The following is a 22503-nucleotide window of genomic DNA, read 5'->3' on the forward strand; positions in this document are numbered from 1 at the left end:
CCCCCGCGGCCATGGACACCACCTTCCGGTCGATCGCGCCGGGCCGGGTCCACCGATGGGGAGGGGCCGGCCTCATCGTGGCCCGGCGCCGCGACCTCCGCCCGGGGCCGTCCCTCTCACCGGCCGAGTGGAGCGTGGTCCACGCGCTGCCGGCCTGGCGGCAGGCCGAGTGGGTGGCCGGCCGTCTGCTCGCCAAGCGCCTGGTCAGCGAGGTCGTCGCCGTGCCGGCGTCCGACGTGGAGATCCTGCCGCGTGACGACGGCAGCCCGTACGTCGTCGTCAGCGGCAGCCCGCTGCCCGCCGTGAACGTCTCGCTCAGCCACACCGCCCGCCACGTCGCCGCGGCCGTGGCGCCGGAACCGGTCGGGGTGGACCTGTGCGAGACCGTCTCGGCCGCAGCGGTACGCCGTGTCGCGGACCATGTCCTCTCCCCCGGGGAGCTCTCCCTCATCGGTACGGACCGGCCCGACGCCATGGCCGGCGCCTGGGCACTGAAGGAAGCCGCGGTCAAGGCCGACCGGAGCGGCGTCTTCGGCGCCGCTGCGCGCCGCATCGTGATCCTCGGTCTCACGCCGCCCCTCCTCGGCGGCCGGCGTCGCGCAATGGTGTGGCAGGCGCAGGACGCGGTCCTCGCCCTCGTCCTCGCCCGGCCGGACAGGCCGCCGAGCCTCCCCCTCCCCCCCGGGGCAGCACTGCGTTGGTGTTCCTTGCCCGCCCGGATCATGCTTGTCATTGGAGACCCTGGCCGTGCAGGTTGCCGTGGAACGTCGGCAAAGGAACTAGCGAGGGCGAGATGAGCGGCGATGGAGCACCTTCCCACCTCTCCTGGTGAGCGGCCGGAGGAGACGAACGCCTCCCACGAGTCGGCGTACACGGCCACGGCCACCATCAGCGAGCAGGGCATCGTGACCGAGTGGAGCGAGGACGCCCGTCGACTGCTCGGCTACCTGCCCTCCGAGGTCGTGGGGCTCCCCGCTGCCGACCTGCTCGCCGACAGCGTCAGCGACGCCACGCGGCGGATCCCGCCCGGACAGGAGCGGTGGAGCGGCACCGTGGCGCTGCGACACCGGGACGGTCGCCGGCTGGAGCTGGGACTGCTCGCGCACCGCTGGACGTCCACCGGCGGGAACACCAAGTGGTTCGTGGTGTCCGCCGTGGGCGGCGGGCCGCGTACGCCCTGGAACGACACGTTGAACGAATGGGCGTTCACCCAGTCCCCCTGCTTCCTGGCGGTCTTCGACGGGGACCTGCGGCTGGTGCGGGCGAACGCCGGCATGGAGCGCACGCTGTCCCTCACGGAGGCCGACATGCGCGGGCTGCGCCTGCCGGAAATCGCGCCGGATCCCGTGAGCGACGAGACCGAGCGCAGGATGCGCCTGGCGCTGGAGACCGGCGAGCCGCAGCACGTCGATGCCTTCGTCCGCCCCGCGGGTGCGAGCACGGAGCACGGCTGGGCGACCTCGGTGGCCCCCTTGCGGGACCCGGAGGGCCGGGTGCGCGCCGTGTGCCTGGCCGCGCACGACAGGACCGCGATCGAGGGTGACCGCCGGCAGCAGGTGCTCCTGCCGCACGGCGCCGGCGCCCGCATCGGCACCACGATGGACGTCGCCCGCACGGCGCAGGAGCTGGCCGATGTCGCCGTACCCCGGCTCGCCGACTTCGCGGTCGTCGACCTGCTGGAGCCTCCCCCGCGCGGCGACGAACCGTCTTCCGGCCCGGTGGCGGGGCCCGTCACCGTTCGCCGTACCGCTGTGCAGTCCGTCCTCGAGGGAAGCCCGGGGTCCCGGGTCGCGGTCGGCGAGACGATCATCTATCCGCCGCTGTCACCTCCCGCCGAGTGCGTGGCGGCGGGGCGTGGCGCCGTGTACGGGACGACCGACTCGGCCATCGCCCGATGGGTGACCGAGGACTCGGGGGCCGCCTGGATCAGCGAGTCCGGGACCCACTCGGTGATGGTGGTGCCGCTGCGGGCCAGCGGTATGACGCTCGGTTTGGCCGTCTTCGGCCGTCACCAGCAGCGGGAGCCCTTCCAGCCCGAGGACCTGTGGCTGGCCGAGGAGATCGCGACGCGGGCGGCCGTCAGCATCCACAACGCGCGCCGGTTCACCCGCGAGCACACCACCACGATGACGCTGCAGCGCAGCCTGCTCCCGCAGACGCTGCCCCATCAGACGGCGCTCGAGATCGCCTCCCGCTACCTGCCCGCCGGTACCGACGCCGGCGTGGGCGGCGACTGGTTCGACGTGATCCCGCTGTCCGGCGCACGGGTGGCCCTGGTCGTGGGCGATGTCGTGGGCCACGGCATCCGTGCCGCCGCCACCATGGGCCGGCTGCGCACGGCTGTGCGGACCCTGGCCGACGTCGACCTGCCGCCCGACGAGCTGCTCACCCACCTCGACGACCTCATCATCCATCTGTCCGCCGACGAGGCCGATCGGGACGGCGTGGGGGAAACCGCCGGCGGCATCGGCACCACCTGCCTGTACGTGGTCTACGACCCGGTCACCCGCCGCTGCACCGTCGCCCGGGCCGGGCATCCCCCGCCCGCCGTGGTCTCCCCGGAAGGTTCCGTGTACCTGCTCGATGTGCCGGCCGGTCCGCCGCTGGGCCTGGGGGGCCTGCCCTTCGAGACCGTCGAAGTCGAGCTGCCCGAGGGCAGCATCCTCGCCCTCTACACCGATGGCCTGCTCCGGCTCCGCGAGCAGGACATCGACGAGGCCCTGGACAGCATGTTCGCGGCCCTGGCCCGTCCCGCCTCCACGCTGGACACCACCTGCGACCGGGTACTGACGGCTCTGTTGACCCACCCTCCGGATGACGACGTCGCCCTGCTCGTCGCCCGGACCCGGGCCCTCCATTCCGACAAGGTCGTCGTCTGGGACCTGTCCTCCGACCCCTCCGTCGTGGCCCACGCCCGTCGGCACGCCACCGACCAACTGACGGCGTGGGGACTGGAGGAGGCCGCTTTCGTCACCGAGCTGCTGGTCAGCGAACTGGTCACCAACGCCATCCGGTACGGCGAGCCGCCCGTACAGCTGCGGCTGATTCACGAGAACACCACCCTGATCTGCGAAGTCTCCGACGCGAGCAATACGGCCCCGCACATGCGGCGTGCGCGGATCTTCGACGAGGGAGGGCGGGGCCTGCTGCTGGTCGCCCAGCTCGCGCAGCGCTGGGGCACGCGGCACGGCGCCATCGGCAAGACCATCTGGGCGGAGCAGTCCCTCGCCGGGTACTGATTCGGGTCCTGACTCAGGTACTGACTCAGGTACTGATGAGGACGTGGGGACGTGGGGCGTGTCCTGTGACACGCCTGTGACAGTCGGCGGACACCTTCATGAAGGAGCGCGCGCAGGATTCTTAGCAGGGACAAACAGCGACATTCCGGCATTTGTCCCCTGCTCCCGAGGGCGTGAGCAGTGATGACCGAGCCGATGCGTCGGAGGAAATCCCATGAGCCTCGCCCTCAACACGCCGCACGTCGAAGCCGCTGCGACCGCGCTGGCCCCCCGTGAGCAGGAGGCCCTGCGATACATCGCCGCAGGGTGCACCTACCTGCAGACGGCTCGCTCCATGGGTCTCTCCAAGCACACGGTCGACGCCTACCTCCGCCGCATCCGGGCCAAGCTGGGCATCAACACCACGGCGGAACTGACCCGACTGGCCATCTCGCTGGGGCTGTGACGCCCGTTTCACCGGAGCTCGATCCACCGGAGCTCGATCCACCGGAGCTCGTTCCACCGACGCCCGTTTCACCCGCGCCGGACCGCCAGAGGGCGGTCCGGCGCTCGTGCGTGCCCCACGCGCGTGCGTACGGAGCCCAGTAATCCCCGGAGCGCACTGATCCCCGGAGCGCACTGATCCGAGGGCCGCCGGGCGGGCCTCAGAAGACCGGCCGGGCCCAGGCCGGTGGGTCCGGTGGCGGCAGCGGATCGGCGTGCCTGACGACGCCGCCCCCGGTGGCCGCGCGCAGGGCCGCCACGAATTCCAGGCAGGAGCCGTAACGGTCCTCGGGGACCTTCGACAGGGCCTTCGCCAGGACGTCGTCGGCGGCGGGTGCGATCCCCGGCCGCTTCTCGGTCAGGGGCGGAGGCTGGTCGTACTGGTGCGCCCACAGCAGCGCCAGGTAATCGTCACGCTGGAAGGGCGGCGCGCCGGCGAGGGTTTCGTAGACGACGCAGGCAAGGCTGTAGAGATCGCACCTGCCGTCCACCGGCCGGCCGGTGATCTGTTCCGGCGCCATGTAGTCGACCGTGCCGACGAACTCTCCGACGGTGGTGAACCCGCTGAGCGACAGCGCCTTCTTCGTCAGTCCGAAGTCGGTGAGGTAGATGTGCTCGGGGTGGTCGCTGTCGGTGCCCGCGGCGACGAGGATGTTGCCGGGTTTGACGTCCCGGTGCACCAGATCGTGCTCGTGGGCCGCGTCGAGGGCGGATGCCACTTGGGCGGCGATGCGCAGGGCGGTCGGGACGGGGAGCGGACCGTCCCGGTCCAGCATGGCCGCCAGGTCCAGCCCGGAGACGTAACGCATGGCGATGTAGAGGACGCCGTCGGTCTCACCGGCTTCGAAGATGGGAACGATGTGCGGGTGGTCGATCATCGCGGCCACGCGCGATTCGTGCGTGAAGCGGCGCCGGAAGGTTTCGTCGCGGGCGCGCTCCGGGGCGATCAGCTTGAGCGCGACCGTACGGTCCAGGCGCAGGTCCTTGGCGCAGTAGACGACGGCCATGCCACCGCGGCCGATCATCCGCTCGACCCGGTAGCCCGCGATCTGCTTCCCGATCAGGGCGGAGGGGCGGCCCGTGTCGTACAGGCTCAGGTTCGATGCCGGGGCCATCAGGTGCCCCTCTCACCCGGCGAGTGTCGCCCGACGGACGACCTTTCTTCCTCTGTCTGAAAGTCTATCCAGTGATCCACACGTGTGCCCGTTTCGAGAGTGATGCGGGTGTAGTTCGTTCGGGAGTGATGCGGTGCGGTGCGGACGGAGGCGTACCGCTCAGCACTCCATACCGCCCGGCACGGAACGCGACATCACCTCGCAGAGGTTTCCTCTGCGAGGTGATGCGATCGTCTGCTGATCAGCCCTGGGTACCACCCTGGGTGCTGCCGGACCCGCCACCCTGCGTACCGCCCTGGGTGCTGCCGGACCCACCACCCTGGGTACCGCCCTGGGTGCTGCCCGAGCCACCACCCTGCGTACCGCCCTGGGTGCTGCCAGACCCGCCACCCTGCGTACCGCCCTGGGTGCTGCCAGACCCGCCACCCTGCGTACCGCCCTGGGTGTTACCCGAACCACCACCCTGCGTACCGCCCTGGGTGTTACCCGAACCACCACCCTGCGTACCGCCCTGGGTGTTACCCGAACCGCCACCCTGCGTACCGCCCTGGGTGTTACCCGAACCGCCACCCTGCGTACCACCCTGGGTGTTACCGGAGCCGGAGCCCTGCGTTCCACCCTGGGTGTTACCGGAGCCGGAGCCCTGCGTACCGCCCTGGGTGTTACCGGAGCCGGAGCCCTGGGTACCGCCCTGGGTGTTGCCCGAGCCGCCGATCTGCGTGCCGCCGATGGTGTTGCCCGTACCGCCGTTGATGGTGTTGTTGACAATGTTGGTCACATTGTTCGTCACCTGGTTCACCACGGTCGGCGGCAGACCGCGCCGCTGCGCCTCCACCGTCGCCGCCTGGCGCCCCACCGCGGCCGCCTGCTCCTGCGAAGCCCCACCGCGCACCGCCTGCTGAGCCGCCGCCGTACCCCTGGCCGTCGCCGCCGCGGCGTCAGACGCCGCCGAGGCCGACGACGCGCACTGCACCGACCCCACCGAAACCGGACCACCACCGGTGATACCGACCTTGATGTCACCCTTCGGCCCGGCAAAGACCCGAGAAATCTTCTTCCCGCCACGCGTGACGTCATATTCCTCATTGAGGGCGAAGCCATTACCGCGGATCTCGCCATTCTGCAGGCTGCACACCGCCGCAGGAACCGCGGACGGAGCCGCAACCCGGGAGGTCTGGGCGACCGCCACCCCCGCCGACCCGACGAGCATCGCGGTGACACACGACAGACCGGCGATGTGCGCGATGTGCTTCTTCATGTAAATCTCCTCGAATAATCTGCCTGGTGTCTCGGCTCCGTATGACCCGAGCGCTTTACCTGACTCCAGATTGCCCATTCCGGACACACCGGGAAAGCGACGCACATTCGGGGCTTGACAAACCGGATCCCGCCGATACCATCCGGCTTTCCGGCATGCGCCACGCGGTGTGGGTGCCGGTTGACCAGCGTGTTTCTCTACGGGACTGGACCGGCCAGCTCTTCGATGGGCAGAGCCGGCCACTTCGGCTCGAGCGCCAGAAGACGAGCCAGCCGACCGCGCGCTCCGGCGTGGGGGCAGACCAGGAAGGACTCGACGAGCTCGACGGCGCGTTCCACACGCGCTTCCGGACGACCTGATAGTCCGTCAGAACGAAGCAACCTTCGTGACCACGCTCACTCTTCAGGCGTTCGACGACGTCGCGGATCTGTCCAACACCAGGTGGCTATCTCCCGGTTCGGGGGCGACAGCGGTTAGCGCCAGCGCCGGACCAACTGATTCTGTACCGGGATGAAGCGCCGGGAGGAAAGACCTCTGATGGGATCTTGTCCAGTTGCACGTACATGAGAAAGGATCGTGGCATGTCCAGCGACCGGCTCATGCGCATCCACAGCGCCGAGTTCCAGGCCATGGCCGAGAGGGTCCTGCGGGTCACCGAGCTCACCTCCCGCCTGAACGTCCTGCCCTTCGAGGACGAAGCGGGAAAGGCCGAACTGTGGGAACAGATCCTCGGCAGGCCGCTGCCGCCGAGAGCCACGATCTATCCGCCCTTTTACACGGACCACGGCCTCCGCCTCGACATCGCCGAGCGCGTGTTCATCAACCAGAACTGCACGTTCCTGGACTATGCCGGTATCCGGCTCGGCGAACGCGTGATGGTCGGCCCGAAGGTCACGTTCATCACCAGCGGCCACCCGGTCGATCCCGAGGAGCGGCGGCTGTACCTCACCGGCGCGCCCATCGACGTTGCAGAGAACGTGTGGATCGGTGCCGGTGCCACGATCCTGCCCGGTGTCAGCATCGGCCGTGATGCCGTGATCGCCGCTGGCGCGGTCGTGGCCGATGACGTTCCACCGGCAAGCCTGGTGACCGGCACCAAAGCCACCGTGCACCGACGGTGGTGACGACCTGCACGAGGTTCTCCTCGCCACGTTGCGTGGCGGCGGTCGACGGCTCTCACATCCGGGCCCCACCCTGACCGGCGGCAACCGCAACGAGTGCCGAGCTTGCGGATCGACCACCGGGTTTGCAGGCTTCGCTTCGGGGCGTGCATGGTCGCGGGTGCGCGTCCTCGAGTGTGGGGCGGATGCCAGCAGGAAGGAAATGCCAGCCATGATCCTCCCGAAGGTCAGGGACCCTCGCTTCGTAACGATCCGCCGCGGTGGGACCCTCACTGATTCGGATCACCATCTCCTCGCCCTTTGGGCGGCAGCCTGCGCGGAGCACGTCCTTGACCTCTTCGAGTCGGCTCAGCCCGAGGACCCACGGCCGCGCCAGGCGATCGAGCATGCCCGCGCCTGGGTGCGTGGCGAGGTCAAGATGATGCAGGCCCGCGCAGCGGGCGGCCATGCAATGGGCGCGGCTCGAGACCTGCGTGGCGCAGCACGGCATGCCGCGTATGCCGCCGGCCAGGCCGGAGTCGTCGCACACGTCGCCGCGCACGAGCTCGGTGCGGCTGCCTATGCGATCAAGGCCGTACGCGCTGCCGCGCCACAAGGCGAGAGCGAGGCCGCAGGACGGCGCGAGTGCCAGTGGCAGCGCGACCAGCTGCCGGAGGCGATTCGCGAGCTCGTACTGGACGACCAGCGATTGCGGAACGACATCTGCTGGTCGGTGTTCGACTGCTGAGCGCGGTCCCTTGCCGAAGATTCATCGGCTAAAGCACGGCATCACCTCGCAGAGGTTTCCTCTGCGAGGTGATGCGATCGTCTGCTGATCAGCCCTGGGTACCACCCTGGGTGTTGCCGGAGCCACCACCCTGCGTGCCACCCTGGGTGTTACCGGAGCCACCACCCTGGGTACCGCCCTGGGTGCTGCCGGAGCCACCACCCTGCGTACCGCCCTGGGTGTTACCCGAGCCACCACCCTGCGTACCGCCCTGGGTGCTGCCGGACCCGCCACCCTGGGTACCGCCCTGGGTGTTACCCGAACCGCCACCCTGGGTACCGCCCTGGGTGTTGCCCGACCCGCCACCCTGGGTACCGCCCTGGGTGTTACCGGACCCGCCACCCTGCGTACCGCCCTGGGTGTTACCGGAGCCACCACCCTGCGTACCGCCCTGGGTGTTACCGGAGCCACCACCCTGCGTGCCGCCCTGGGTGTTACCCGAACCGCCACCCTGTGTACCGCCCTGGGTGTTGCCGGAGCCGGAGCCCTGCGTTCCACCCTGGGTGTTACCGGAGCCGGAGCCCTGCGTACCGCCCTGGGTGTTGCCCGAGCCGGAGCCCTGGGTACCGCCCTGGGTGTTGCCCGAGCCGCCGATCTGCGTGCCGCCGATGGTGTTGCCCGTACCGCCGTTGATGGTGTTGTTGACAATGTTGGTCACATTGTTCGTCACCTGGTTCACCACGGTCGGCGGCAGACCGCGCCGCTGCGCCTCCACCGTCGCCGCCTGGCGCCCCACCGCGGCCGCCTGCTCCTGCGAAGCCCCACCGCGCACCGCCTGCTGAGCCGCCGCCGTACCCCTGGCCGTCGCCGCCGCGGCGTCAGACGCCGCCGAGGCCGACGACGCGCACTGCACCGACCCCACCGAAACCGGACCACCACCGGTGATACCGACCTTGATGTCACCCTTCGGCCCGGCAAAGACCCGAGAAATCTTCTTCCCGCCACGCGTGACGTCATATTCCTCATTGAGGGCGAAGCCATTACCGCGGATCTCGCCATTCTGCAGGCTGCACACCGCCGCAGGAACCGCGGACGGAGCCGCAACCCGGGAGGTCTGGGCGACCGCCACCCCCGCCGACCCGACGAGCATCGCGGTGACACACGACAGACCGGCGATGTGCGCGATGTGCTTCTTCATGTAAATCTCCTCGAATAATCTGCCTGGTGTCTCGGCTCCGTATGACCCGAGCGCTTTACCTGACTCCAGATTGCCCTTTCCGGACACACCGGGAAAGCGACGCACATTCGGGGCTTGACAAACAGGATCCCGCCGATACCATCCGTCTTTGCTTCCAGCCGATCAGCTTCATGAAAGCCCGGGGCTCGAGCACGGCATCACCCCGCGGAGGTTCCTCCGCGGGGTGATGCACTCGTCCCTGATCAGCCCTGGGTGCCACCCTGGGTGTTGCCGGAGCCGCCACCCTGCGTTCCACCCTGGGTGTTGCCGCCACCGCCACCGCCCTGGGTGCCGCCCTGGGTGTTGCCGGAGCCGCCACCCTGCGTACCGCCCTGGGTGTTGCCGCCACCGCCACCACCCTGGGTACCGCCCTGGGTGTTGCCGGAGCCGCCACCCTGCGTACCGCCCTGGGTGTTGCCGCCACCGCCACCACCCTGGGTACCGCCCTGGGTGTTACCGCCGCCACCACCCTGCGTTCCACCCTGGGTGTTACCGCCGCCACCACCCTGCGTACCGCCCTGGGTGTTACCGCCGCCACCACCCTGCGTTCCACCCTGGGTGTTACCGCCGCCGCCACCACCCTGCGTACCGCCCTGGGTGTTACCGCCGCCACCACCCTGCGTACCGCCCTGGGTGTTACCGCCGCCGCCACCACCCTGCGTACCGCCCTGGGTGTTACCGCCGCGGTTGTTGTTGTTCTTGTTCTTGTTCTTGTTCTTGTTCTTGTGCTTGTCGTTGCCCTTGTCGTGGTGGGTGACCACGCTCGTCACCGAGGTGGCGGGGGCCGCCATCGCGGAGGATGCGGGAAGGACGATCCCACCGCCGATCACGGCGGCGGCCACCGCAGTCGCGAGGCGGAAACCCCGGCGCTTGGGGCGGGACTGGGGCGTCTCGAACTTACGATTCATGGTTTTTCTCCTGCTTCTGAGTGGAACCTACTGAACGCGCTCCGGGGATTCGGGGCACTGGGAGATGGAATCGTTTCCACCGCATCTACAGCCCCATTTGCTTTTCCGGTGGGGGCCGCACAACCAGTAAGCCCAATCAGTACGGCACGGGTCACGTTCCGGAAAGTCGGGACTTGACGGTGCCGCGAATATGGGTTAAATGGCACTCCAGCTGTAGTTCGCGATCTTCATGGCTGGAGTATTAGGGGGTGTGCCCGTGGGCCGCCCGGTGCGCGGAGCGGTAGCGGCCGGGCGAGATCCCGTACCTGGCGGTGAAGACCTGCCGGAGCGTCTCGGCCGAGCCGAAGCCGCACCTGGCGGCCACGGCCGACAGGGGGAGCGACGTCGAGGCCAGCAGATGGGCGGCGGCCTCGGACCTGGCACGGCGGACGTACCGCCCGGGAGGCAGGCCCAGGTGCTCCAGGAACAGGCGGTTCAGATGGCGCGGGGTGACCCCCGCGCGGGCGGCCAGCGCCGCGGCCGAGAGGTCGTGGTCCGGGTGCTCCGCGATGTACTCCACCAGTCGGCGGACCACGTCGTCGCGGGGCGGCGGCGCAGCGGTGAACAGGCTCACCTGCGCCTGGTTTCCCGGCCGTTGGAAATAGACGACCAGATCGCGGGCGACCTGGCGGGCCAGCTCGGAGCCGTGGTCCTCCTCGATGAGGGCGAGGGCCAGGTCGATCGCGCTGGTGATGCCCGCCGCCGTATAGACGTTCCCGTCCCGGATGTAGAGGGGGTCGGGGTCCACGGTGACGGCGGGATGGCGGGCCGCGAGCCAGGACGCGAACCGCCAGTGCGTGGTGGCGCGGCGTCCGTCGAGGAGGCCCGCGGCGGCGAGCACGGCGGCCCCCGTGCACAGCGAGGCCACCCGGCGGCTCTCGCGTGCCAGTCGACGTACGTGTCCCACCAGCCGCACGTCCTGCGCGGCTCGCTCGAAGCCGACGCCACCGGAGACGACGAGCGTGTCCAGGGGACCCGTCGCCCGTTCCAAGGGCTCCTGGCTGACCAGGAGGATCCCGGAACCGCAGTCGATCGGTGCGCCGCCCGGTCCGGCCAGCCGGACGCGGTAGGGGCGGGCGAGGTCCCCGAGCCGGTTCGCCATCTGCAGGGCGGTCGTCACGCACGCGATGTCCAGGAGCTCGGCCGAGGCGTAGCCGACCACCAGCACGAGCCGTTCCCCCATGGGGCGACCCTATGCCGGACGGACCTCCACCCCAAGGTTCGTGACAAGAAAAGGGCGCGGGGCTCCGCGCGGGGCCGTCGGCCGCGACCGTAGGGGCATGCCCCTTTCCCGTGGCCCCCGCGCCGGCACCACGACCGACGTCCCGCACGACAGCAGGAGCTCGACGGTCCGCATCGTCCTGGCCGCGGGCGCACGACGCTGGCCCAGCTGGCTCGCCGTGGCCCTCGTCGTCCTCACCTTCGCCGACGGTTCCGCGCCGCTCGAGCTGCTCGCCGCCCTCCTCGTCGGCATGCCGCTGTGCTACCTCGCCTTCGGGGCCGCACTCCGGGAGCTCGGCACACGGCGCGCCCTGGCGGTGCAGGTGGGCGGCCTGCTGGGCTTCACGGCCGTGGCGCTCCTGGCGTTCGCGGTGGGCCCGCCGAGCGCCCGCTACCTCGTGGCGGCCGGCTGGTTCGCCCACGGCGTCTGGGACGTCGTGCACCACCGCACCGGCAAGGTCGTGCCCCGGGCATGGTCGGAGTGGTGCGGCGTCGTGGACCTCCTCGGGGCGGCGGCCATCGTTCTGCTGGTCTGAGGGTTGCGCGCCGCCCGGCCGGCCGAGCCCGGAGTGCCCGCCCGCGGTGATCGCCGTAGCGTGTGTCCCGTGCGCCACACCACCGCGGCCGTGGCCGTGACGGCCACCTTGTGCGCGGCCGCACTGGCCTGCTCCACCCAGGCCGATCCGCCGCGCTTCCAGGCCCTGGGGACCGACCCGCCGGCCCGCCTGTCCGCGCGGGTGACGGCCGTACCGGCGGAGAAGCTGGGATCCTCCTACCGGAAGGGCTGCCCGGTCCCGCCCGAGCGGCTCAGGCTGATCCGGATGAACCACCTTGGTTTCGACGGCCGGGTCCACGCGGGCGAGATGGTCGTCCACGAGAACGCCGTCGGCCCTCTCCTCCACGTCTTCGAGCGGGCTTTCGCGGTGCGCTACCCGATCCGCCGGATGCGTGTGATGGCCGAGTACGACGACGACGCCGAGGCCATGGCCGACGACAACACGTCCGCCTTCAACTGCCGACCGGTCACCGGCGATCCTCGGCGCCTGTCGCAGCACGCGTGGGGCGACGCGGTGGACATCAACCCCGTCGAGAACCCCTACGTCGACATCCACGGCGTCGTCCACCCGCCGAACGGACGCCCCCATCTCAAACGGTCCCTCGGCCGCCCGGGTCAGATCCACCCGGGCGACGCCCTCACGACGGCGTTCCGCGAGGTGGGCTGGCGCTGGGGCGGCCGCTGGGCCAACCGGGACTACCAGCACTTCTCGGCCAACGGCGAGTGAGTGCCCCCCGCGCCGACCGCCGTCGGGATCCAGCCGGAGGTGCCGCTGTGTCACCTCGCTGTGCAGCAGAGCCCGTCGAGGCTCGCGCGGGAGCGCGACGGGTCGACTCCCATGCGACGACGACGAGTTCAGGGCCTGTTTGGCCGATGACCCGCCTCCTGGAGGGCGTCGAGGAGGCGTACGTCCTGTCCGACCTGCGCTACCGGGACAGCTCCCCGGGGAGCCGGCTACTGCCAGTCGTCCCAGGGCGGCGGGTCCATCTCGTCCAGGTCGAAGGGCGGCTCGTCGGCATACGGCCCCGCGGGGCGTGCCGCCGGCACGAGCGCCGCGGGAGTCGGGGCTGTCGTGGCCGGCGGGGCGGGCTCGGCCGGGAGCGCGGTGTCGGGGACGGGCTCGGTGGCGGGCTCGGGGGCGGACTCGGCGGCATTGCACGTCGCCAGGGTGTCGAGGACGCCCTGGCCGTACTTGGTGAGCTTGGCCTCGCCGACCCCGCCGATGGTGGCCAGCTCCTCCACCGTGGCGGGGAGCCGCGTCGCGATCTCCCGCAGTGTCGCGTCGTGGAACACGACGTACGCCGGTACGCCCTGCTCGCGCGCCGTCCCGGCCCGCCAGGCACGCAGGGCCAGGAAGACCGGCTCTGCCGCGGCCGGCAGGTCGACCGGTACGCGGGCGCTCTTCCCGGAGCGCGATCCGGACTCCTTCCGGGGCGGCGCGACGGGCGCCTTCTCCTTGCGCATCGGGACGCTGCGGCGCCCTCCCAGCACCTCGCCGCTGTCGTCCGTCAGCACGAGCGTCCCGTACTCGCCCTCCACCGCCAGCAGCCGCAGCGCCAGCAGCTGGCGCACGACGCCCCGCCACTCCGCGGTGCTCAGGTCCGAGCCGACGCCGAACACCGAGAGCGCGTCGTGGTCGAACTGGATGACCTTGGCCGTCTTCTTGCCCTGCAGGATGTCGATGATCTGGCCTGCGCCGAACTTCTGGCGCCGTTCCTTCGCCAGCCTCCACACCGTCGACAGCAGCTTCTGCGCCGCGACCGTCCCGTCCCAGGACTCGGCCGGCGTCAGACAGGTGTCGCAGTTGCCGCACGGCTCGCCCGACTGCCCGAAGTACTCCAGCAGCCGCACCCGGCGGCAGTTGACCGTCTCGCACAGCGCGAGCATGGCGTCCAGGTGCATGGCCAGCGAGCGGCGGCGCGCCTCGTCGCCCTCGGAACCGTCGATCAGCTTGCGCTGCTGGACCACGTCCTGCAGGCCGTACGCCAGCCACGCCGTGGCCGGCTCGCCGTCGCGGCCGGCCCGGCCGGTCTCCTGGTAGTAGCCCTCGACCGACTTCGGCAGGTCGAGGTGCGCCACGAAGCGCACGTCCGGCTTGTCGATGCCCATGCCGAAGGCGATGGTGGCCACCACCACGACTCCGTCCTCCCGCAGGAAGCGCGCCTGGTTCGCCGCTCGCGTACGAGCGTCCATTCCGGCGTGGTACGCCACGGCGTCGATGCCCTGCTCCACCAGGAAGGCCGCGGTCTTCTCCACCGAGGATCGCGAGAGGCAGTAGACGACTCCGGCGTCCCCGTCGTGCTCGGTCCGGATCAGCTCCAGCAGCTGCTTGAGGGGGTTGTCCTTCGGGGCGATGCGGTACTGGATGTTCGGCCGGTCGAAGCTGGCGACGAAGTGCCGGGCGTCCTCCAGACCGAGCCGCGCCACGATCTCGGCGTGGGTGGCCTCGGTGGCCGTCGCGGTCAGCGCGATGCGCGGTACCTTGGGCCAGCGCTCGTGCAGCATGGACAGCGCGAGGTAGTCGGGCCGGAAGTCGTGACCCCACTGGGCGACGCAGTGCGCCTCGTCGATCGCGAAGAGCGCCACCTTGCCCCGGTCGAGCAGCCGCTGCGCGCTCTCGGTGCGCAGCCGCTCGGGAGCCAGGTAGAGCAGGTCCAGCTCGTCGGCGAGGAAAGCCCGCTCGACGGCCTGCCGCTCGTACGGGTCCTGCGTCGAATTCAGGAATCCGGCCCGCACGCCGAGGGCGGTGAGCGCGTTCACCTGGTCCTGCATCAGCGCGATGAGTGGCGAGATCACGACGCCCGTGCCTTCTCTGACGAGTGCCGGGATCTGGTAGCAGAGCGACTTTCCGCCGCCGGTCGGCATCAGCACGAGCGCATCGCCGCCGCCGACGACCTGCTCGATGATCTCCTGCTGCTCGCCGCGGAAGGAGCCGTAACCGAAGACGCGGTGCAGCACCTGCAAAGCATCGGAGATCTCGAGGGAAGCGTCCGGAAAGTCCATTCACGAAGCCTATCGGCACCCGCCGACACCCCGGTTCCGCCCACCGGAACCTGTGGACAACCTCCGTGCCTCGGGAGCCGTCGCGCCGTCCCGGGGCTACCCTCCGAGGATGGAGCGCTCAGAGGTTCTCAAGCGAGTCATCGGCATCCTCACCGAAGCCCAGGAGATCCGTCGGGCAGCGGAAGCCGGAGAGGACGACGACAGCCACGAGCCGGAAGCGGGAGTGGTCACGCAGCTGCTGAACGAGATGCTGCCCTCGATCAGCGTGCCGGCGGAAGCGTCCCCCCAGCAGGTGGCCCGCCTCGTCGCGGAGGCGCTCGGCCCCGCTCTGCACACGATGGTCTCCGGTTTCAGCCTGGCCTTCACGAGTCTGGCCATGGTGCACGATGACGGCCGGACCGACATCTCCTCGCTCGAAGTACTGCAACAGCTCGCGCTCGAAGTGGAGGCGGGGACTTACGACGGAGAGTCCTAGGGGGACCGGGGACCGGGACCGGGGACCCCGGACCGGGGACCCGAAGACCGGCGGCGTGCATGCGGCTTCGCCGGGCCGGGTAGACGCCGCGCATGCACGGCTCTGTGACCGCTCACGGCGGGGGCGAGAGCGAGGGCCCCGCGTCCATGGCGGAGGCCGGAGGGCGACCTCCGTCCGGCCCGCCCGACGGGGTCCGCAGCGCCGTGGTGGTCATCGACATGCTCAACACCTACGAGCACGAGGACGCGGAACGGCTCCTGCCGTCCGTACGAGAGGCCCTGCCCGTGATGGCCGCGGTCCTCGACCGCGCCCGTGCGCGTGACGTGCCCGTCGTGTACGTGAACGACAACTTCGGGCTGTGGCGTTCCCACCACGGCGAGCTCCTCGACACGGTGCTGGCCGGGCCGCACGCGGAACTCGTCGAGCCGATCCGCCCGGCGGACGACTCGCTGTTCGTCGTCAAGGCCCGTCACTCGATCTTCTTCGAGACGCCCCTGGGCTACCTCCTGGACCGGCTGGGCGTGCGCCGGCTGATCCTCTGCGGCCAGGTCACCGAGCAGTGCGTGCTCTACTCCGCGCTCGACGCGCACATCAGACACCTCGACGTCACCGTCGTACGAGACGGCGTGGCGCACATCCGTCCGGAGCTGGCCGAGGCCGCGCTCACGATGATGGAGACCAACATGGGCGCGCGGATCGTGCGCGCCGAAGAGCTCGCGTTCTGAGGTCGTCGGACGCCGCCGCCTGTCGGGTGCCGTCGGCAGCCGACGGGCGGCGCCACCTCACGTGCTCAGCAGCCGGTTGAAGAAGGAACGGTACTGCTGCAGCGCCAGCCGCAGATCCTCCGTGGCCACCTGCTCCCCACGGTCCCACTGGCCCTCCAGCTCGCTCTTGCGGGCCGAGAACGTGCCGGCGAGCGTCTGCATCACCTCGGCCACCAGTCGGTCGGCAGACCTCACCGCGTCTTGTGGATCATCCACGAACCGGCCCTGTATCTCCCCCCAGGTCCGGCGGAACTCCTCCGCCTCGTTCCTGTCGAGCAGCGCCTCGCCCTCCGGCTCCTCCTCCTTCTCCGCCTTCTCCGCCTCCTCCTCACCCGCGGCGCCAGCCGTGGTGCCTTCTGCCGTGGTGTCCTGTGCCGTGGTGTCCTGTGCCGCTGTGTCCTCTGCTTCGGTGTCTTCTGCCGTGGCCTCACCGGGGTACACGGCGGTCTTGTTCTCGTCCGCCCCGGGGTGGACCAGGTCCTCCGTGGTCAGACCGCCCTCGCCACCGGCTTCGCCGGTGTTGCGCTGGATGTCGTCGTACTCGTCGTGCTGCATCGAGTGCTCCTCATTTTTCCTCGGTCAACAGCTCCTGGAACAGGGCGCGGTAGTGCACCATCGCTCCCCGGAGCTCCTCGGTCGTGCTCTGCCCCTGGCCACTGCGCACCTTGACGTCGTGGGCGTCGCGGTAATGCGAGAGAGTGCGGCCGTGCTCCACGGAGAGATCCCGGATCCGGCCGTCGAAATCCGCGGTGGGGTAGCCGCGCTCCTGCATCAAGCGCTGCACCAACTCGTCCGCTTGGGCCACGGCCCCTTCCGGGCGGTCGACGAAGCGTGCCTGGACGCTGCTCCATTCGTCCGCGTACCACTGCCGCCGGTCGGACGGCAGGGCCTTGATGTCCAGGTCGTCGTGGTCCTCCTCGCGGGCCCGCAACTCCCGTTCGGCGGCGAGCCGGCCCCCCTCGTCCTGGACGGCCCGGTCGTACTCGGGCCCGAATCGCTGCTGGAGGTGGCGTCGGCGCCACAGCAACCACAGGCCCAGACCGAGTGCGATGAGCACGACCGCCGCAGGGACGATGATGGCGATGAGTGTGCTTGTTGACATGGGTCCCTCCATGGGTCGATGACCGGCGCCTATCCACCCGGAAGGCGGGCAAACCAACCCGTATGGTGCGCCTACCCGGCCCGCGATCGCGCAGTCATGCCGTGCCGACGCGGCCCCCACGGCGCGGGGCGCGGGTCCCGCCGCTGACGAGCGGCGGTGTCGGGGTTTCGCAGGCCAGGAGCCGGGCAGCCGCCACGAGGGGGTTCGAGACGGGAGCGAGACGGGAGCGAGGAGAACGGCCATGGACGAGCAGGGCGGCGCCGGAGGAGTGCCGCTGCAGGACGAGCCCGAACAGGCCCGGCACCGCAAGCCGCACGTCGACCGCCACGACGAGAAGACGGCGGCCGCCGACACGGACGAGGCGAGTCGTCTCGACCGTCCGGAGCAGGCCGAGCTGCTACGGGACCGCCCGCAGCAGCCCGAGAAGGCGAGCGGGAAGGACACACGCTGGGTGAGCCCGCGGGACGAATGACGCGGGACGACTGACGCGAGCGGGTCCGCGTACCGCCGGCATCGCATCGCGGCGGCCGGCCCCGAACCTTCGAGGGAGTGCCAGATGAGCAAGCACAAGCAGCCCCGTGACCGTGCGCCCACCCCTCCGTCCGAAGCCGTCGGGGAGAGCGGGGACCGCGAGGCCCGGCAGGCAGCGGACGAGGCGGTCATCGGTCGCACAGGAGACACCGGCCGGCGCGGAGCCGCAGGTCATGCCGCCAAGCGGCAACGCCCGGGGATCGGCCGGGAGGAACAGATCCGGCACCTTCCGGAGGGAGAGCAGCGCCCCGAGCGGGAGAGCGACGACCGCTGAGCTGACCGAGGTTTCGGCGCGGCCGTGGTCGCGCCTGCGCGGAGGGACCGGAGTCAACACCGCGAAGAACCCCTGCGGACCCTCCGTCGTTGAGCCGCTGCACCGCACTCGGAAATGAATGATCGGAGATCGCCGTGAGCAGCCGGGGCATCACAGTGGACGACAGCTGCCTGAGCGCCTTCCAGGAGCTGAGGAGCAAACGAGAGATCAACACGGTCGTCTACCGGCTGAACGAGTCCCTGGACACCGTGGTGGTCGAGAGCGAGGCGAACCTCACGCACGAGGAGATGCTGGCGTCGCTTCCTGCCAATGAGCCCCGGTTCGTGGTGTACTCCCTGCACTTCGCCGCGTCGGACGGGGCCCGCAGGAACGACCTCGTGATGATCTTCTGGATGCCCGACGGGGCGCTGCCCGCGCACAAGCTCGCGTACTCCTCCGCGTACGGCGAACTGCGGGACCTGCTCGACGGCATCCAGGTCGACGTCCAGGCCACGGCCCTAGCCCACCTGGCGTACAACGAACTCGTGTCCCTGGCCGCCTGACCGGCAGCGGCGACCGGCTGGTTGCCCTCGCCTGATCCGGGTAGGCGCAGATCATGTCCGTTCTGGTGACCGACAGCACCCTGTCCCTGCTGACACATGGCTACGCCTGGGCTCCTGACCTGCGCCGATCTCATGACGGCGCGCCCCTGGTGCCGACCCACCTGTTCGGCCGTCCCGCGGCACTTCTGCACGGGCCCGGGGCCGTCGCGCTCTTCTACGACGAGAGTCGCGTCCACCGCCACGGGGCCCTGCCGGCGCCGGTGACCGACATCCTCTTCGGCAAGGGTGCGGTGCACACCCTGGACGGGCTGCCGCACCGGGCGCGCAAGGAGCTGTTCGTCTCCCTGCTCATGACGCCGGACGCCGTCGCCGCCCTGACCGAGAGCATCGAGGCCGGCTGGCGCGATGCCGTGACGGCCTGGGAGGGCCGCAGGGTGGTCCTCTTCGACGAGGTGGCCGCCCTGCTCACACGGGCGGTCTGCGACTGGGTGGGACTGCCGGTCCCGGACGACGCGGCCCGGGAGATCGCCGAGGACTGCGTCGCCATGGTCGAGGGCTCCGCCACCGCCGGACCCGGGCGGCTACGGGCCCGGCGCGCCCGGCGCCGTCAGGAGCAGGCCCTCGCGGCCGCCGTCACCGACCTCCGCCTCCGCGAACACGGACCGCACCCGGACGGCATCTTCTCCCCGTCCTGGCACGAGTCGGTGGCCGGGAGCCCGCTGGAGGCGGTCGCACTGCACCGCGAGCAGGACGGCAGCCTGCTCGACCCGCACACGGCGGCCGTCGAACTCCTGAACATCATCCGCCCCACCGTCGCCATCGCCTGGTTCGCCGTCTTCGCCGCCCACGCCCTCCACCGCCACCCCGGCGGGCGTGACCAGCTGCGTGCCGGCGGCCCCGCCCAGGCCCGTGCGTTCGCCCACGAGGTCCGCCGCTTCTACCCGTTCGTCCCCTTCGTCGCAGGGGTCTGCGTCCGCGACCTCACCTTCTCCGGTCACGAGGTCCGGGCCGGGACCCTCCTCCTCCTCGACGTGTACGGGCACCATCACGACCCCGAGCTGTGGGAACGGCCGTACCACTTCGACCCCGGCCGCTTCCTCGGTCACGAGCCCGGCCGCGACGCTCTGATCCCGCAGGGCGCAGGCGATGCGCGCTCCGGCCATCGCTGCCCCGGCGAGGACATCACCGTTTCCCTGCTCGCCACGCTCTCGCCCGCCCTGGCCGAGCTGGACTTCGCCGTACCGCAACAGGACCTGTCCATCCCGCTGAGCCGGATCCCGACCCGGCCCCGTAGCGGATTCGTCATGGACGTCAGACGTTGAGCGCGATGGCGTAGGCCAGGAAGAAGAGCGCGACGAGCACTGCCACCACGCACACCGCGATCAGCGGCCCCTTGCCCCAGCCGCGCCGCAGCGGCCGGTAGGGTCCGGCTCCGGACGTCGTACTCGCCTCCGCGGGCGGTGTCTCGCCCGGCGGCACGCCGCCGCCGGCGTCGAGGCCCGGTGTGTTGCGGGGGTCCGGGTCGGGGTTGTCGACTCGTTTGTCCTCCATGGCCGACGCCTCCCTCGTGTCATCGGTGCGTCATGACCGGCGCCTACCCGCCGTTCCCGCATTCAGACAGGCCCTCCGGACGGCCCGCCCGGGGCTCAGGCGGCGAGGGGCGCGGTGGCCATGCCCGCGCCCTCGCGCAGACCCGCCAGGAACTCCTCGACGGCCTCCACCGCCGTGTGCCGGGGCTCCCAGGCCAGTTCCGTACGGGCCCGGGAGGAGTCCAGCAGCGGCAGGCGCAGGACGGCGTCGAACAGGTCCGGGGACGCGGGCGCGAGGTGCAGCCGCCAGGCGGCGGCAAGGGCTGCCCGGACAGGGGCAGCGGGCATGGGAAAGCGGCGGGCGTGGAAGATGCCCGCCAGGACCTCGGCGTCGACGGGCGGGTCGGCCGCCAGGTTGAACGCTCCGCGCACCGGGCTGGTGACGGCGGCCAGGTAGGCGGCGGCCGCGTCGTCGGTGTGCAGGGCCTGGAAGGTCAGGCCGGGCAGGTCGGGGACGGTGGGGATGAGGCCGGGGCGGATGAGGCGGCCGGGCAGGAGACGGCCCGCGAAGATCCTGCGTTGTTCGGAGGCGGAGGTCCGCTTGAAGAGGAACGCCGGACGCATGCGGACCACCCTGACGTCGGGATGTGTCTGCTCGTAGGCGTCGAGGACGCGTTCCAGGTAGGCCTTCTCGCGGGTGTACGCGGCCTGCGGCCATCCGTGGGTGGGCCAGGACTCGTCGACCGCCCGGTCCTTGGGCCCCGGTGAGTACGCGCCGACGGACGAGGCGTGCACCAGGGCCGGCACACCGGCGGTGGCCACGGCTTCGAAGACGCGCATGCTTCCGAGGACGTTGGTCAGCCAGGTCTGCGCCGGGTGATGGGTGGGCTGGAACCTCCAGGCGAGGTGGACTACCGCGTCGGCCCCGGCGAACATCGGCACGAGGTCCGGGCCGCCGTCCTCCTCGATGTCCGCGGCGGCCCACACCGTCTTGGCGGGCTGCCACTCGGGCACCCTGCGCGCCAGGCCGAGCACGGACGTGACGGCCGGGCTGTCCGCGCAGGCCTGCACCACGCTGGTGCCGACGTTTCCGGTGGCGCCGACGACCACGACCCGCAGGCCGTCGTCAGCGCGTTCCGTGGGGCGGGGACGAGTCATCGTGGGGGCTCCCTTTCACCGGGCGCCAGGCGTATCACCAGGCACGTTCTCGGTGGTCGTCACGCGTACGCCGCTTGGATGACGTCACGCGTACGCCGCTTGGGCGGACGTCACGCGTACGCCGCGCGCCTAACCCGCATCGGGCCGGGCAAACCTCGGCCCCTCACTCCGGCCCTCCCGGGCAGTGTGTCCCGGCGGCCGGCCGGGGTAGCCGGAAACCAGGGGCCCGCGGTATCGAAGGGATGAGGTATGAGGTCATGACGTCCTTCGGCTATTTCCTGGCCACCGAGGAATTCACCCCGGCTCAGCTGGTGCAGCAGGCGAGCTGGGCCGCGGACGCGGGATTCAGCCGGCTGGCCATCTCCGACCACTTCCACCCCTGGAACGACGCGCAGGGCAACAGCCCCTTCGTCTGGTCGGTGATCGGCGCCCTGTCCCAGACGGTCGAGCTGCCGGTGACCACGCTGGTCACCTGTCCCACCGTGCGTCTGCATCCGGCGGTGACGGCCCAGGCGGCGGCCACCTCCAGCGTGCTGCTCCGGGGCCGGTTCGCGCTCGGCGTGGGCACCGGCGAGGCTCTGAACGAGCACGTTCACGGCGATCGGTGGCCCGCTTTCGACGAGCGGGCGGACATGCTGGAGGAGGCGGTCGAGGTGATGCGGATGCTGTTCACCGGGCGCCAGATCAGCCATCGGGGCCGGCACTACACCGTCGACAACGCCCGCCTCTACACCGCACCCGAGGAGCCGCTGCCGATCCTGGTCTCCGGCTTCGGGCCGAAGGCGGCCGACCTCGCCGGCCGGATCGGGGACGGCTTCGTCACCATGGGCCCCGATACGGACGCCATCGGCCGGTTCCGCGACGCGGGTGGCGCGGGCAAGCCAGTGGTCGGCGGCCTGAAGGTCTGCTGGGATCAGGACCGCGAAGCGGCCGTCGACACCGCGCACCGGCTGTGGCCCAGCGAGCAGCTGCCGGGCGAGCTGAACCAGATCCTTCCCACACCCGCGCACTTCGAGCAGGCGAGCGAGCTCGTCACCCACCAGCAGGTGTCCGAGAACGTGCCGTGCGGCGGCGACGTGGATGAGCACGTCGATGCGATCCGCGCGTACGTGGACGCCGGGTTCGACGAGGTCTACGTGGGACAGATCGGTCAGAACCAAGAGGACTTCTTCGCCGCCTACCGCGAGAAGGTCCTTCCCGCCGTCCTCGGCTGACGGGACGCGGTGGACGCGGGACCCGGAC

At 70.8% G+C, this 22503-nt stretch carries 25 protein-coding genes; 15 read left to right on the forward strand and 10 right to left on the reverse strand.

The features are described from left to right. The first annotated feature begins 11 nt into the window (after nucleotides 1–11). The 3 genes from ACZ4TV_RS11090 (at nucleotide 12) to ACZ4TV_RS11100 (ending at nucleotide 3684) form a co-directional block, all read left to right on the forward strand. Nucleotides 12–797, forward strand: coding sequence for a 4'-phosphopantetheinyl transferase family protein (locus ACZ4TV_RS11090; protein WP_468133070.1), 786 nt, complete (start codon nucleotides 12–14; stop codon nucleotides 795–797). Nucleotides 798–803: 6 nt separating this feature from the next. Next, on the forward strand, nucleotides 804–3239 hold the full coding sequence (locus ACZ4TV_RS11095; protein ID WP_468133072.1) for a SpoIIE family protein phosphatase: 2436 nt from the start codon (nucleotides 804–806) through the stop codon (nucleotides 3237–3239). Nucleotides 3240–3453: 214 nt separating this feature from the next. Then, complete coding sequence (locus ACZ4TV_RS11100) at nucleotides 3454–3684, forward strand: response regulator transcription factor (protein ID WP_468133074.1); 231 nt, start codon at nucleotides 3454–3456, stop codon at nucleotides 3682–3684. Nucleotides 3685–3883: 199 nt separating this feature from the next. Here the strand turns inward: ACZ4TV_RS11100 and ACZ4TV_RS11105 are convergent, their stop codons facing one another. Together ACZ4TV_RS11105 and ACZ4TV_RS11110 are read right to left on the reverse strand one after the other, a co-directional pair. Beyond that, nucleotides 3884–4837, reverse strand: coding sequence for a serine/threonine-protein kinase (locus ACZ4TV_RS11105; protein WP_468133076.1), 954 nt, complete (start codon nucleotides 4835–4837; stop codon nucleotides 3884–3886). A gap of 241 nt (nucleotides 4838–5078) precedes the next feature. Further along, nucleotides 5079–6095, reverse strand: coding sequence for a hypothetical protein (locus tag ACZ4TV_RS11110; RefSeq protein ID WP_468133078.1), 1017 nt, complete (start codon nucleotides 6093–6095; stop codon nucleotides 5079–5081). 155 nt (nucleotides 6096–6250) lie between these two features. Between ACZ4TV_RS11110 and ACZ4TV_RS11115 the strand changes: the two genes are divergently transcribed. From ACZ4TV_RS11115 to ACZ4TV_RS11125, 3 genes are all read left to right on the forward strand, one after another. After that, a complete protein-coding gene (locus tag ACZ4TV_RS11115; RefSeq protein WP_468133080.1) occupies nucleotides 6251–6454 on the forward strand; it encodes a hypothetical protein in 204 nt (67 codons plus the stop codon). A 222-nt stretch (nucleotides 6455–6676) separates the two neighbouring features. Beyond that, the gene (locus ACZ4TV_RS11120) at nucleotides 6677–7219 is read left to right on the forward strand and encodes a DapH/DapD/GlmU-related protein (protein WP_468133082.1); all 543 of its coding nucleotides are present in this window, start codon (nucleotides 6677–6679) and stop codon (nucleotides 7217–7219) included. 208 nt (nucleotides 7220–7427) lie between these two features. After that, on the forward strand, nucleotides 7428–7943 hold the full coding sequence (locus ACZ4TV_RS11125; RefSeq protein ID WP_468133084.1) for a putative immunity protein: 516 nt from the start codon (nucleotides 7428–7430) through the stop codon (nucleotides 7941–7943). A gap of 88 nt (nucleotides 7944–8031) precedes the next feature. Here the strand turns inward: ACZ4TV_RS11125 and ACZ4TV_RS11130 are convergent, their stop codons facing one another. The 3 genes from ACZ4TV_RS11130 to ACZ4TV_RS11140 all read right to left on the reverse strand — a co-directional run bounded on the left by ACZ4TV_RS11130 (nucleotide 8032) and on the right by ACZ4TV_RS11140 (nucleotide 11289). Then, nucleotides 8032–9120 carry a hypothetical protein gene (locus ACZ4TV_RS11130; RefSeq protein WP_468133086.1) on the reverse strand — a complete coding sequence of 363 codons (1089 nt, stop codon included), beginning with the start codon at nucleotides 9118–9120 and terminating at the stop codon, nucleotides 8032–8034. Between the two features lie 242 nt (nucleotides 9121–9362). After that, entirely contained in the window at nucleotides 9363–10067 is a 705-nt protein-coding gene (locus ACZ4TV_RS11135; protein ID WP_468133087.1) for a hypothetical protein, read from the reverse strand. A 241-nt stretch (nucleotides 10068–10308) separates the two neighbouring features. Further along, the gene (locus ACZ4TV_RS11140; RefSeq protein ID WP_468133089.1) at nucleotides 10309–11289 is read right to left on the reverse strand and encodes a GlxA family transcriptional regulator; all 981 of its coding nucleotides are present in this window, start codon (nucleotides 11287–11289) and stop codon (nucleotides 10309–10311) included. Between the two features lie 97 nt (nucleotides 11290–11386). On the opposite strand from ACZ4TV_RS11140, the gene ACZ4TV_RS11145 reads away from it, so the two are divergent. Further along, entirely contained in the window at nucleotides 11387–11863 is a 477-nt protein-coding gene (locus ACZ4TV_RS11145; protein ID WP_468133091.1) for a hypothetical protein, read from the forward strand. 69 nt (nucleotides 11864–11932) lie between these two features. Beyond that, entirely contained in the window at nucleotides 11933–12610 is a 678-nt protein-coding gene (locus ACZ4TV_RS11150) for a M15 family metallopeptidase (RefSeq protein WP_468133093.1), read from the forward strand. A gap of 227 nt (nucleotides 12611–12837) precedes the next feature. Here the strand turns inward: ACZ4TV_RS11150 and recQ are convergent, their stop codons facing one another. Next, on the reverse strand, nucleotides 12838–14886 hold the full coding sequence (gene recQ / locus ACZ4TV_RS11155) for a DNA helicase RecQ (RefSeq protein WP_468133095.1): 2049 nt from the start codon (nucleotides 14884–14886) through the stop codon (nucleotides 12838–12840). Nucleotides 14887–14995: 109 nt separating this feature from the next. Between recQ and ACZ4TV_RS11160 the strand changes: the two genes are divergently transcribed. After that, nucleotides 14996–15361: a hypothetical protein gene (locus tag ACZ4TV_RS11160; protein ID WP_468133099.1), complete on the forward strand. Its 366-nt coding sequence runs from the start codon at nucleotides 14996–14998 to the stop codon at nucleotides 15359–15361. A gap of 146 nt (nucleotides 15362–15507) precedes the next feature. Beyond that, nucleotides 15508–16086, forward strand: coding sequence for a cysteine hydrolase family protein (locus ACZ4TV_RS11165; protein WP_468133299.1), 579 nt, complete (start codon nucleotides 15508–15510; stop codon nucleotides 16084–16086). A 57-nt stretch (nucleotides 16087–16143) separates the two neighbouring features. On the opposite strand, the gene ACZ4TV_RS11170 is transcribed toward ACZ4TV_RS11165, so the two are convergent. Both ACZ4TV_RS11170 and ACZ4TV_RS11175 read right to left on the reverse strand, forming a co-directional pair. Then, nucleotides 16144–16680 (reverse strand): hypothetical protein, encoded by a 537-nt coding sequence (locus tag ACZ4TV_RS11170; protein WP_468133101.1) that lies wholly within the window; start codon nucleotides 16678–16680, stop codon nucleotides 16144–16146. Nucleotides 16681–16690: 10 nt separating this feature from the next. Next, complete coding sequence (locus ACZ4TV_RS11175; RefSeq protein WP_468133103.1) at nucleotides 16691–17227, reverse strand: hypothetical protein; 537 nt, start codon at nucleotides 17225–17227, stop codon at nucleotides 16691–16693. Nucleotides 17228–17468: 241 nt separating this feature from the next. On the opposite strand from ACZ4TV_RS11175, the gene ACZ4TV_RS11180 reads away from it, so the two are divergent. From ACZ4TV_RS11180 to ACZ4TV_RS11195, 4 genes are all read left to right on the forward strand, one after another. Continuing rightward, nucleotides 17469–17699 (forward strand): hypothetical protein, encoded by a 231-nt coding sequence (locus tag ACZ4TV_RS11180; protein WP_468133105.1) that lies wholly within the window; start codon nucleotides 17469–17471, stop codon nucleotides 17697–17699. Nucleotides 17700–17783: 84 nt separating this feature from the next. Next, nucleotides 17784–18032, forward strand: coding sequence for a hypothetical protein (locus ACZ4TV_RS11185; protein ID WP_468133107.1), 249 nt, complete (start codon nucleotides 17784–17786; stop codon nucleotides 18030–18032). A 134-nt stretch (nucleotides 18033–18166) separates the two neighbouring features. Then, nucleotides 18167–18574, forward strand: coding sequence for an actin-binding ADF family protein (locus tag ACZ4TV_RS11190; protein ID WP_468133109.1), 408 nt, complete (start codon nucleotides 18167–18169; stop codon nucleotides 18572–18574). Between the two features lie 53 nt (nucleotides 18575–18627). Continuing rightward, nucleotides 18628–19896: a cytochrome P450 gene (locus tag ACZ4TV_RS11195; protein WP_468133111.1), complete on the forward strand. Its 1269-nt coding sequence runs from the start codon at nucleotides 18628–18630 to the stop codon at nucleotides 19894–19896. Here ACZ4TV_RS11195 and ACZ4TV_RS11200 read toward each other — a convergent pair. Together ACZ4TV_RS11200 and ACZ4TV_RS11205 are read right to left on the reverse strand one after the other, a co-directional pair. Next, nucleotides 19886–20125, reverse strand: a complete 240-nt coding sequence (locus tag ACZ4TV_RS11200; protein ID WP_468133113.1) for a DUF6480 family protein — start codon at nucleotides 20123–20125, stop codon at nucleotides 19886–19888. The two genes, ACZ4TV_RS11195 and ACZ4TV_RS11200, sit on opposite strands and share 11 nt — an antisense overlap. A gap of 95 nt (nucleotides 20126–20220) precedes the next feature. Beyond that, on the reverse strand, nucleotides 20221–21261 hold the full coding sequence (locus ACZ4TV_RS11205; protein ID WP_468133115.1) for an NAD-dependent epimerase/dehydratase family protein: 1041 nt from the start codon (nucleotides 21259–21261) through the stop codon (nucleotides 20221–20223). A 257-nt stretch (nucleotides 21262–21518) separates the two neighbouring features. On the opposite strand from ACZ4TV_RS11205, the gene ACZ4TV_RS11210 reads away from it, so the two are divergent. After that, nucleotides 21519–22475 carry a TIGR03557 family F420-dependent LLM class oxidoreductase gene (locus tag ACZ4TV_RS11210; RefSeq protein WP_468133117.1) on the forward strand — a complete coding sequence of 319 codons (957 nt, stop codon included), beginning with the start codon at nucleotides 21519–21521 and terminating at the stop codon, nucleotides 22473–22475. Nucleotides 22476–22503: the final 28 nt, after the last annotated feature.

The organism is Streptomyces sp. NPDC028910 (assembly GCF_055564955.1).

Bases quoted from the DNA above. Each gene is read 5' to 3' on its own strand.
- ACZ4TV_RS11090 (WP_468133070.1), top strand. From the start codon at position 12: ATGGACACCACCTTCCGGTCGATCGCGCCGGGCCGGGTCCACCGATGG.
- ACZ4TV_RS11095 (WP_468133072.1), top strand. From the start codon at position 804: ATGGAGCACCTTCCCACCTCTCCTGGTGAGCGGCCGGAGGAGACGAAC.
- ACZ4TV_RS11100 (WP_468133074.1), top strand. From the start codon at position 3,454: ATGAGCCTCGCCCTCAACACGCCGCACGTCGAAGCCGCTGCGACCGCG.
- ACZ4TV_RS11105 (WP_468133076.1), bottom strand. From the start codon at position 4,837: ATGGCCCCGGCATCGAACCTGAGCCTGTACGACACGGGCCGCCCCTCC.
- ACZ4TV_RS11110 (WP_468133078.1), bottom strand. From the start codon at position 6,095: ATGAAGAAGCACATCGCGCACATCGCCGGTCTGTCGTGTGTCACCGCG.
- ACZ4TV_RS11115 (WP_468133080.1), top strand. From the start codon at position 6,251: ATGCGCCACGCGGTGTGGGTGCCGGTTGACCAGCGTGTTTCTCTACGG.
- ACZ4TV_RS11120 (WP_468133082.1), top strand. From the start codon at position 6,677: ATGTCCAGCGACCGGCTCATGCGCATCCACAGCGCCGAGTTCCAGGCC.
- ACZ4TV_RS11125 (WP_468133084.1), top strand. From the start codon at position 7,428: ATGATCCTCCCGAAGGTCAGGGACCCTCGCTTCGTAACGATCCGCCGC.
- ACZ4TV_RS11130 (WP_468133086.1), bottom strand. From the start codon at position 9,120: ATGAAGAAGCACATCGCGCACATCGCCGGTCTGTCGTGTGTCACCGCG.
- ACZ4TV_RS11135 (WP_468133087.1), bottom strand. From the start codon at position 10,067: ATGAATCGTAAGTTCGAGACGCCCCAGTCCCGCCCCAAGCGCCGGGGT.
- ACZ4TV_RS11140 (WP_468133089.1), bottom strand. From the start codon at position 11,289: ATGGGGGAACGGCTCGTGCTGGTGGTCGGCTACGCCTCGGCCGAGCTC.
- ACZ4TV_RS11145 (WP_468133091.1), top strand. From the start codon at position 11,387: ATGCCCCTTTCCCGTGGCCCCCGCGCCGGCACCACGACCGACGTCCCG.
- recQ (WP_468133095.1), bottom strand. From the start codon at position 14,886: ATGGACTTTCCGGACGCTTCCCTCGAGATCTCCGATGCTTTGCAGGTG.
- ACZ4TV_RS11160 (WP_468133099.1), top strand. From the start codon at position 14,996: ATGGAGCGCTCAGAGGTTCTCAAGCGAGTCATCGGCATCCTCACCGAA.
- ACZ4TV_RS11165 (WP_468133299.1), top strand. From the start codon at position 15,508: ATGGCGGAGGCCGGAGGGCGACCTCCGTCCGGCCCGCCCGACGGGGTC.
- ACZ4TV_RS11170 (WP_468133101.1), bottom strand. From the start codon at position 16,680: ATGCAGCACGACGAGTACGACGACATCCAGCGCAACACCGGCGAAGCC.
- ACZ4TV_RS11175 (WP_468133103.1), bottom strand. From the start codon at position 17,227: ATGTCAACAAGCACACTCATCGCCATCATCGTCCCTGCGGCGGTCGTG.
- ACZ4TV_RS11180 (WP_468133105.1), top strand. From the start codon at position 17,469: ATGGACGAGCAGGGCGGCGCCGGAGGAGTGCCGCTGCAGGACGAGCCC.
- ACZ4TV_RS11185 (WP_468133107.1), top strand. From the start codon at position 17,784: ATGAGCAAGCACAAGCAGCCCCGTGACCGTGCGCCCACCCCTCCGTCC.
- ACZ4TV_RS11195 (WP_468133111.1), top strand. From the start codon at position 18,628: ATGTCCGTTCTGGTGACCGACAGCACCCTGTCCCTGCTGACACATGGC.
- ACZ4TV_RS11200 (WP_468133113.1), bottom strand. From the start codon at position 20,125: ATGGAGGACAAACGAGTCGACAACCCCGACCCGGACCCCCGCAACACA.
- ACZ4TV_RS11205 (WP_468133115.1), bottom strand. From the start codon at position 21,261: ATGACTCGTCCCCGCCCCACGGAACGCGCTGACGACGGCCTGCGGGTC.
- ACZ4TV_RS11210 (WP_468133117.1), top strand. From the start codon at position 21,519: ATGACGTCCTTCGGCTATTTCCTGGCCACCGAGGAATTCACCCCGGCT.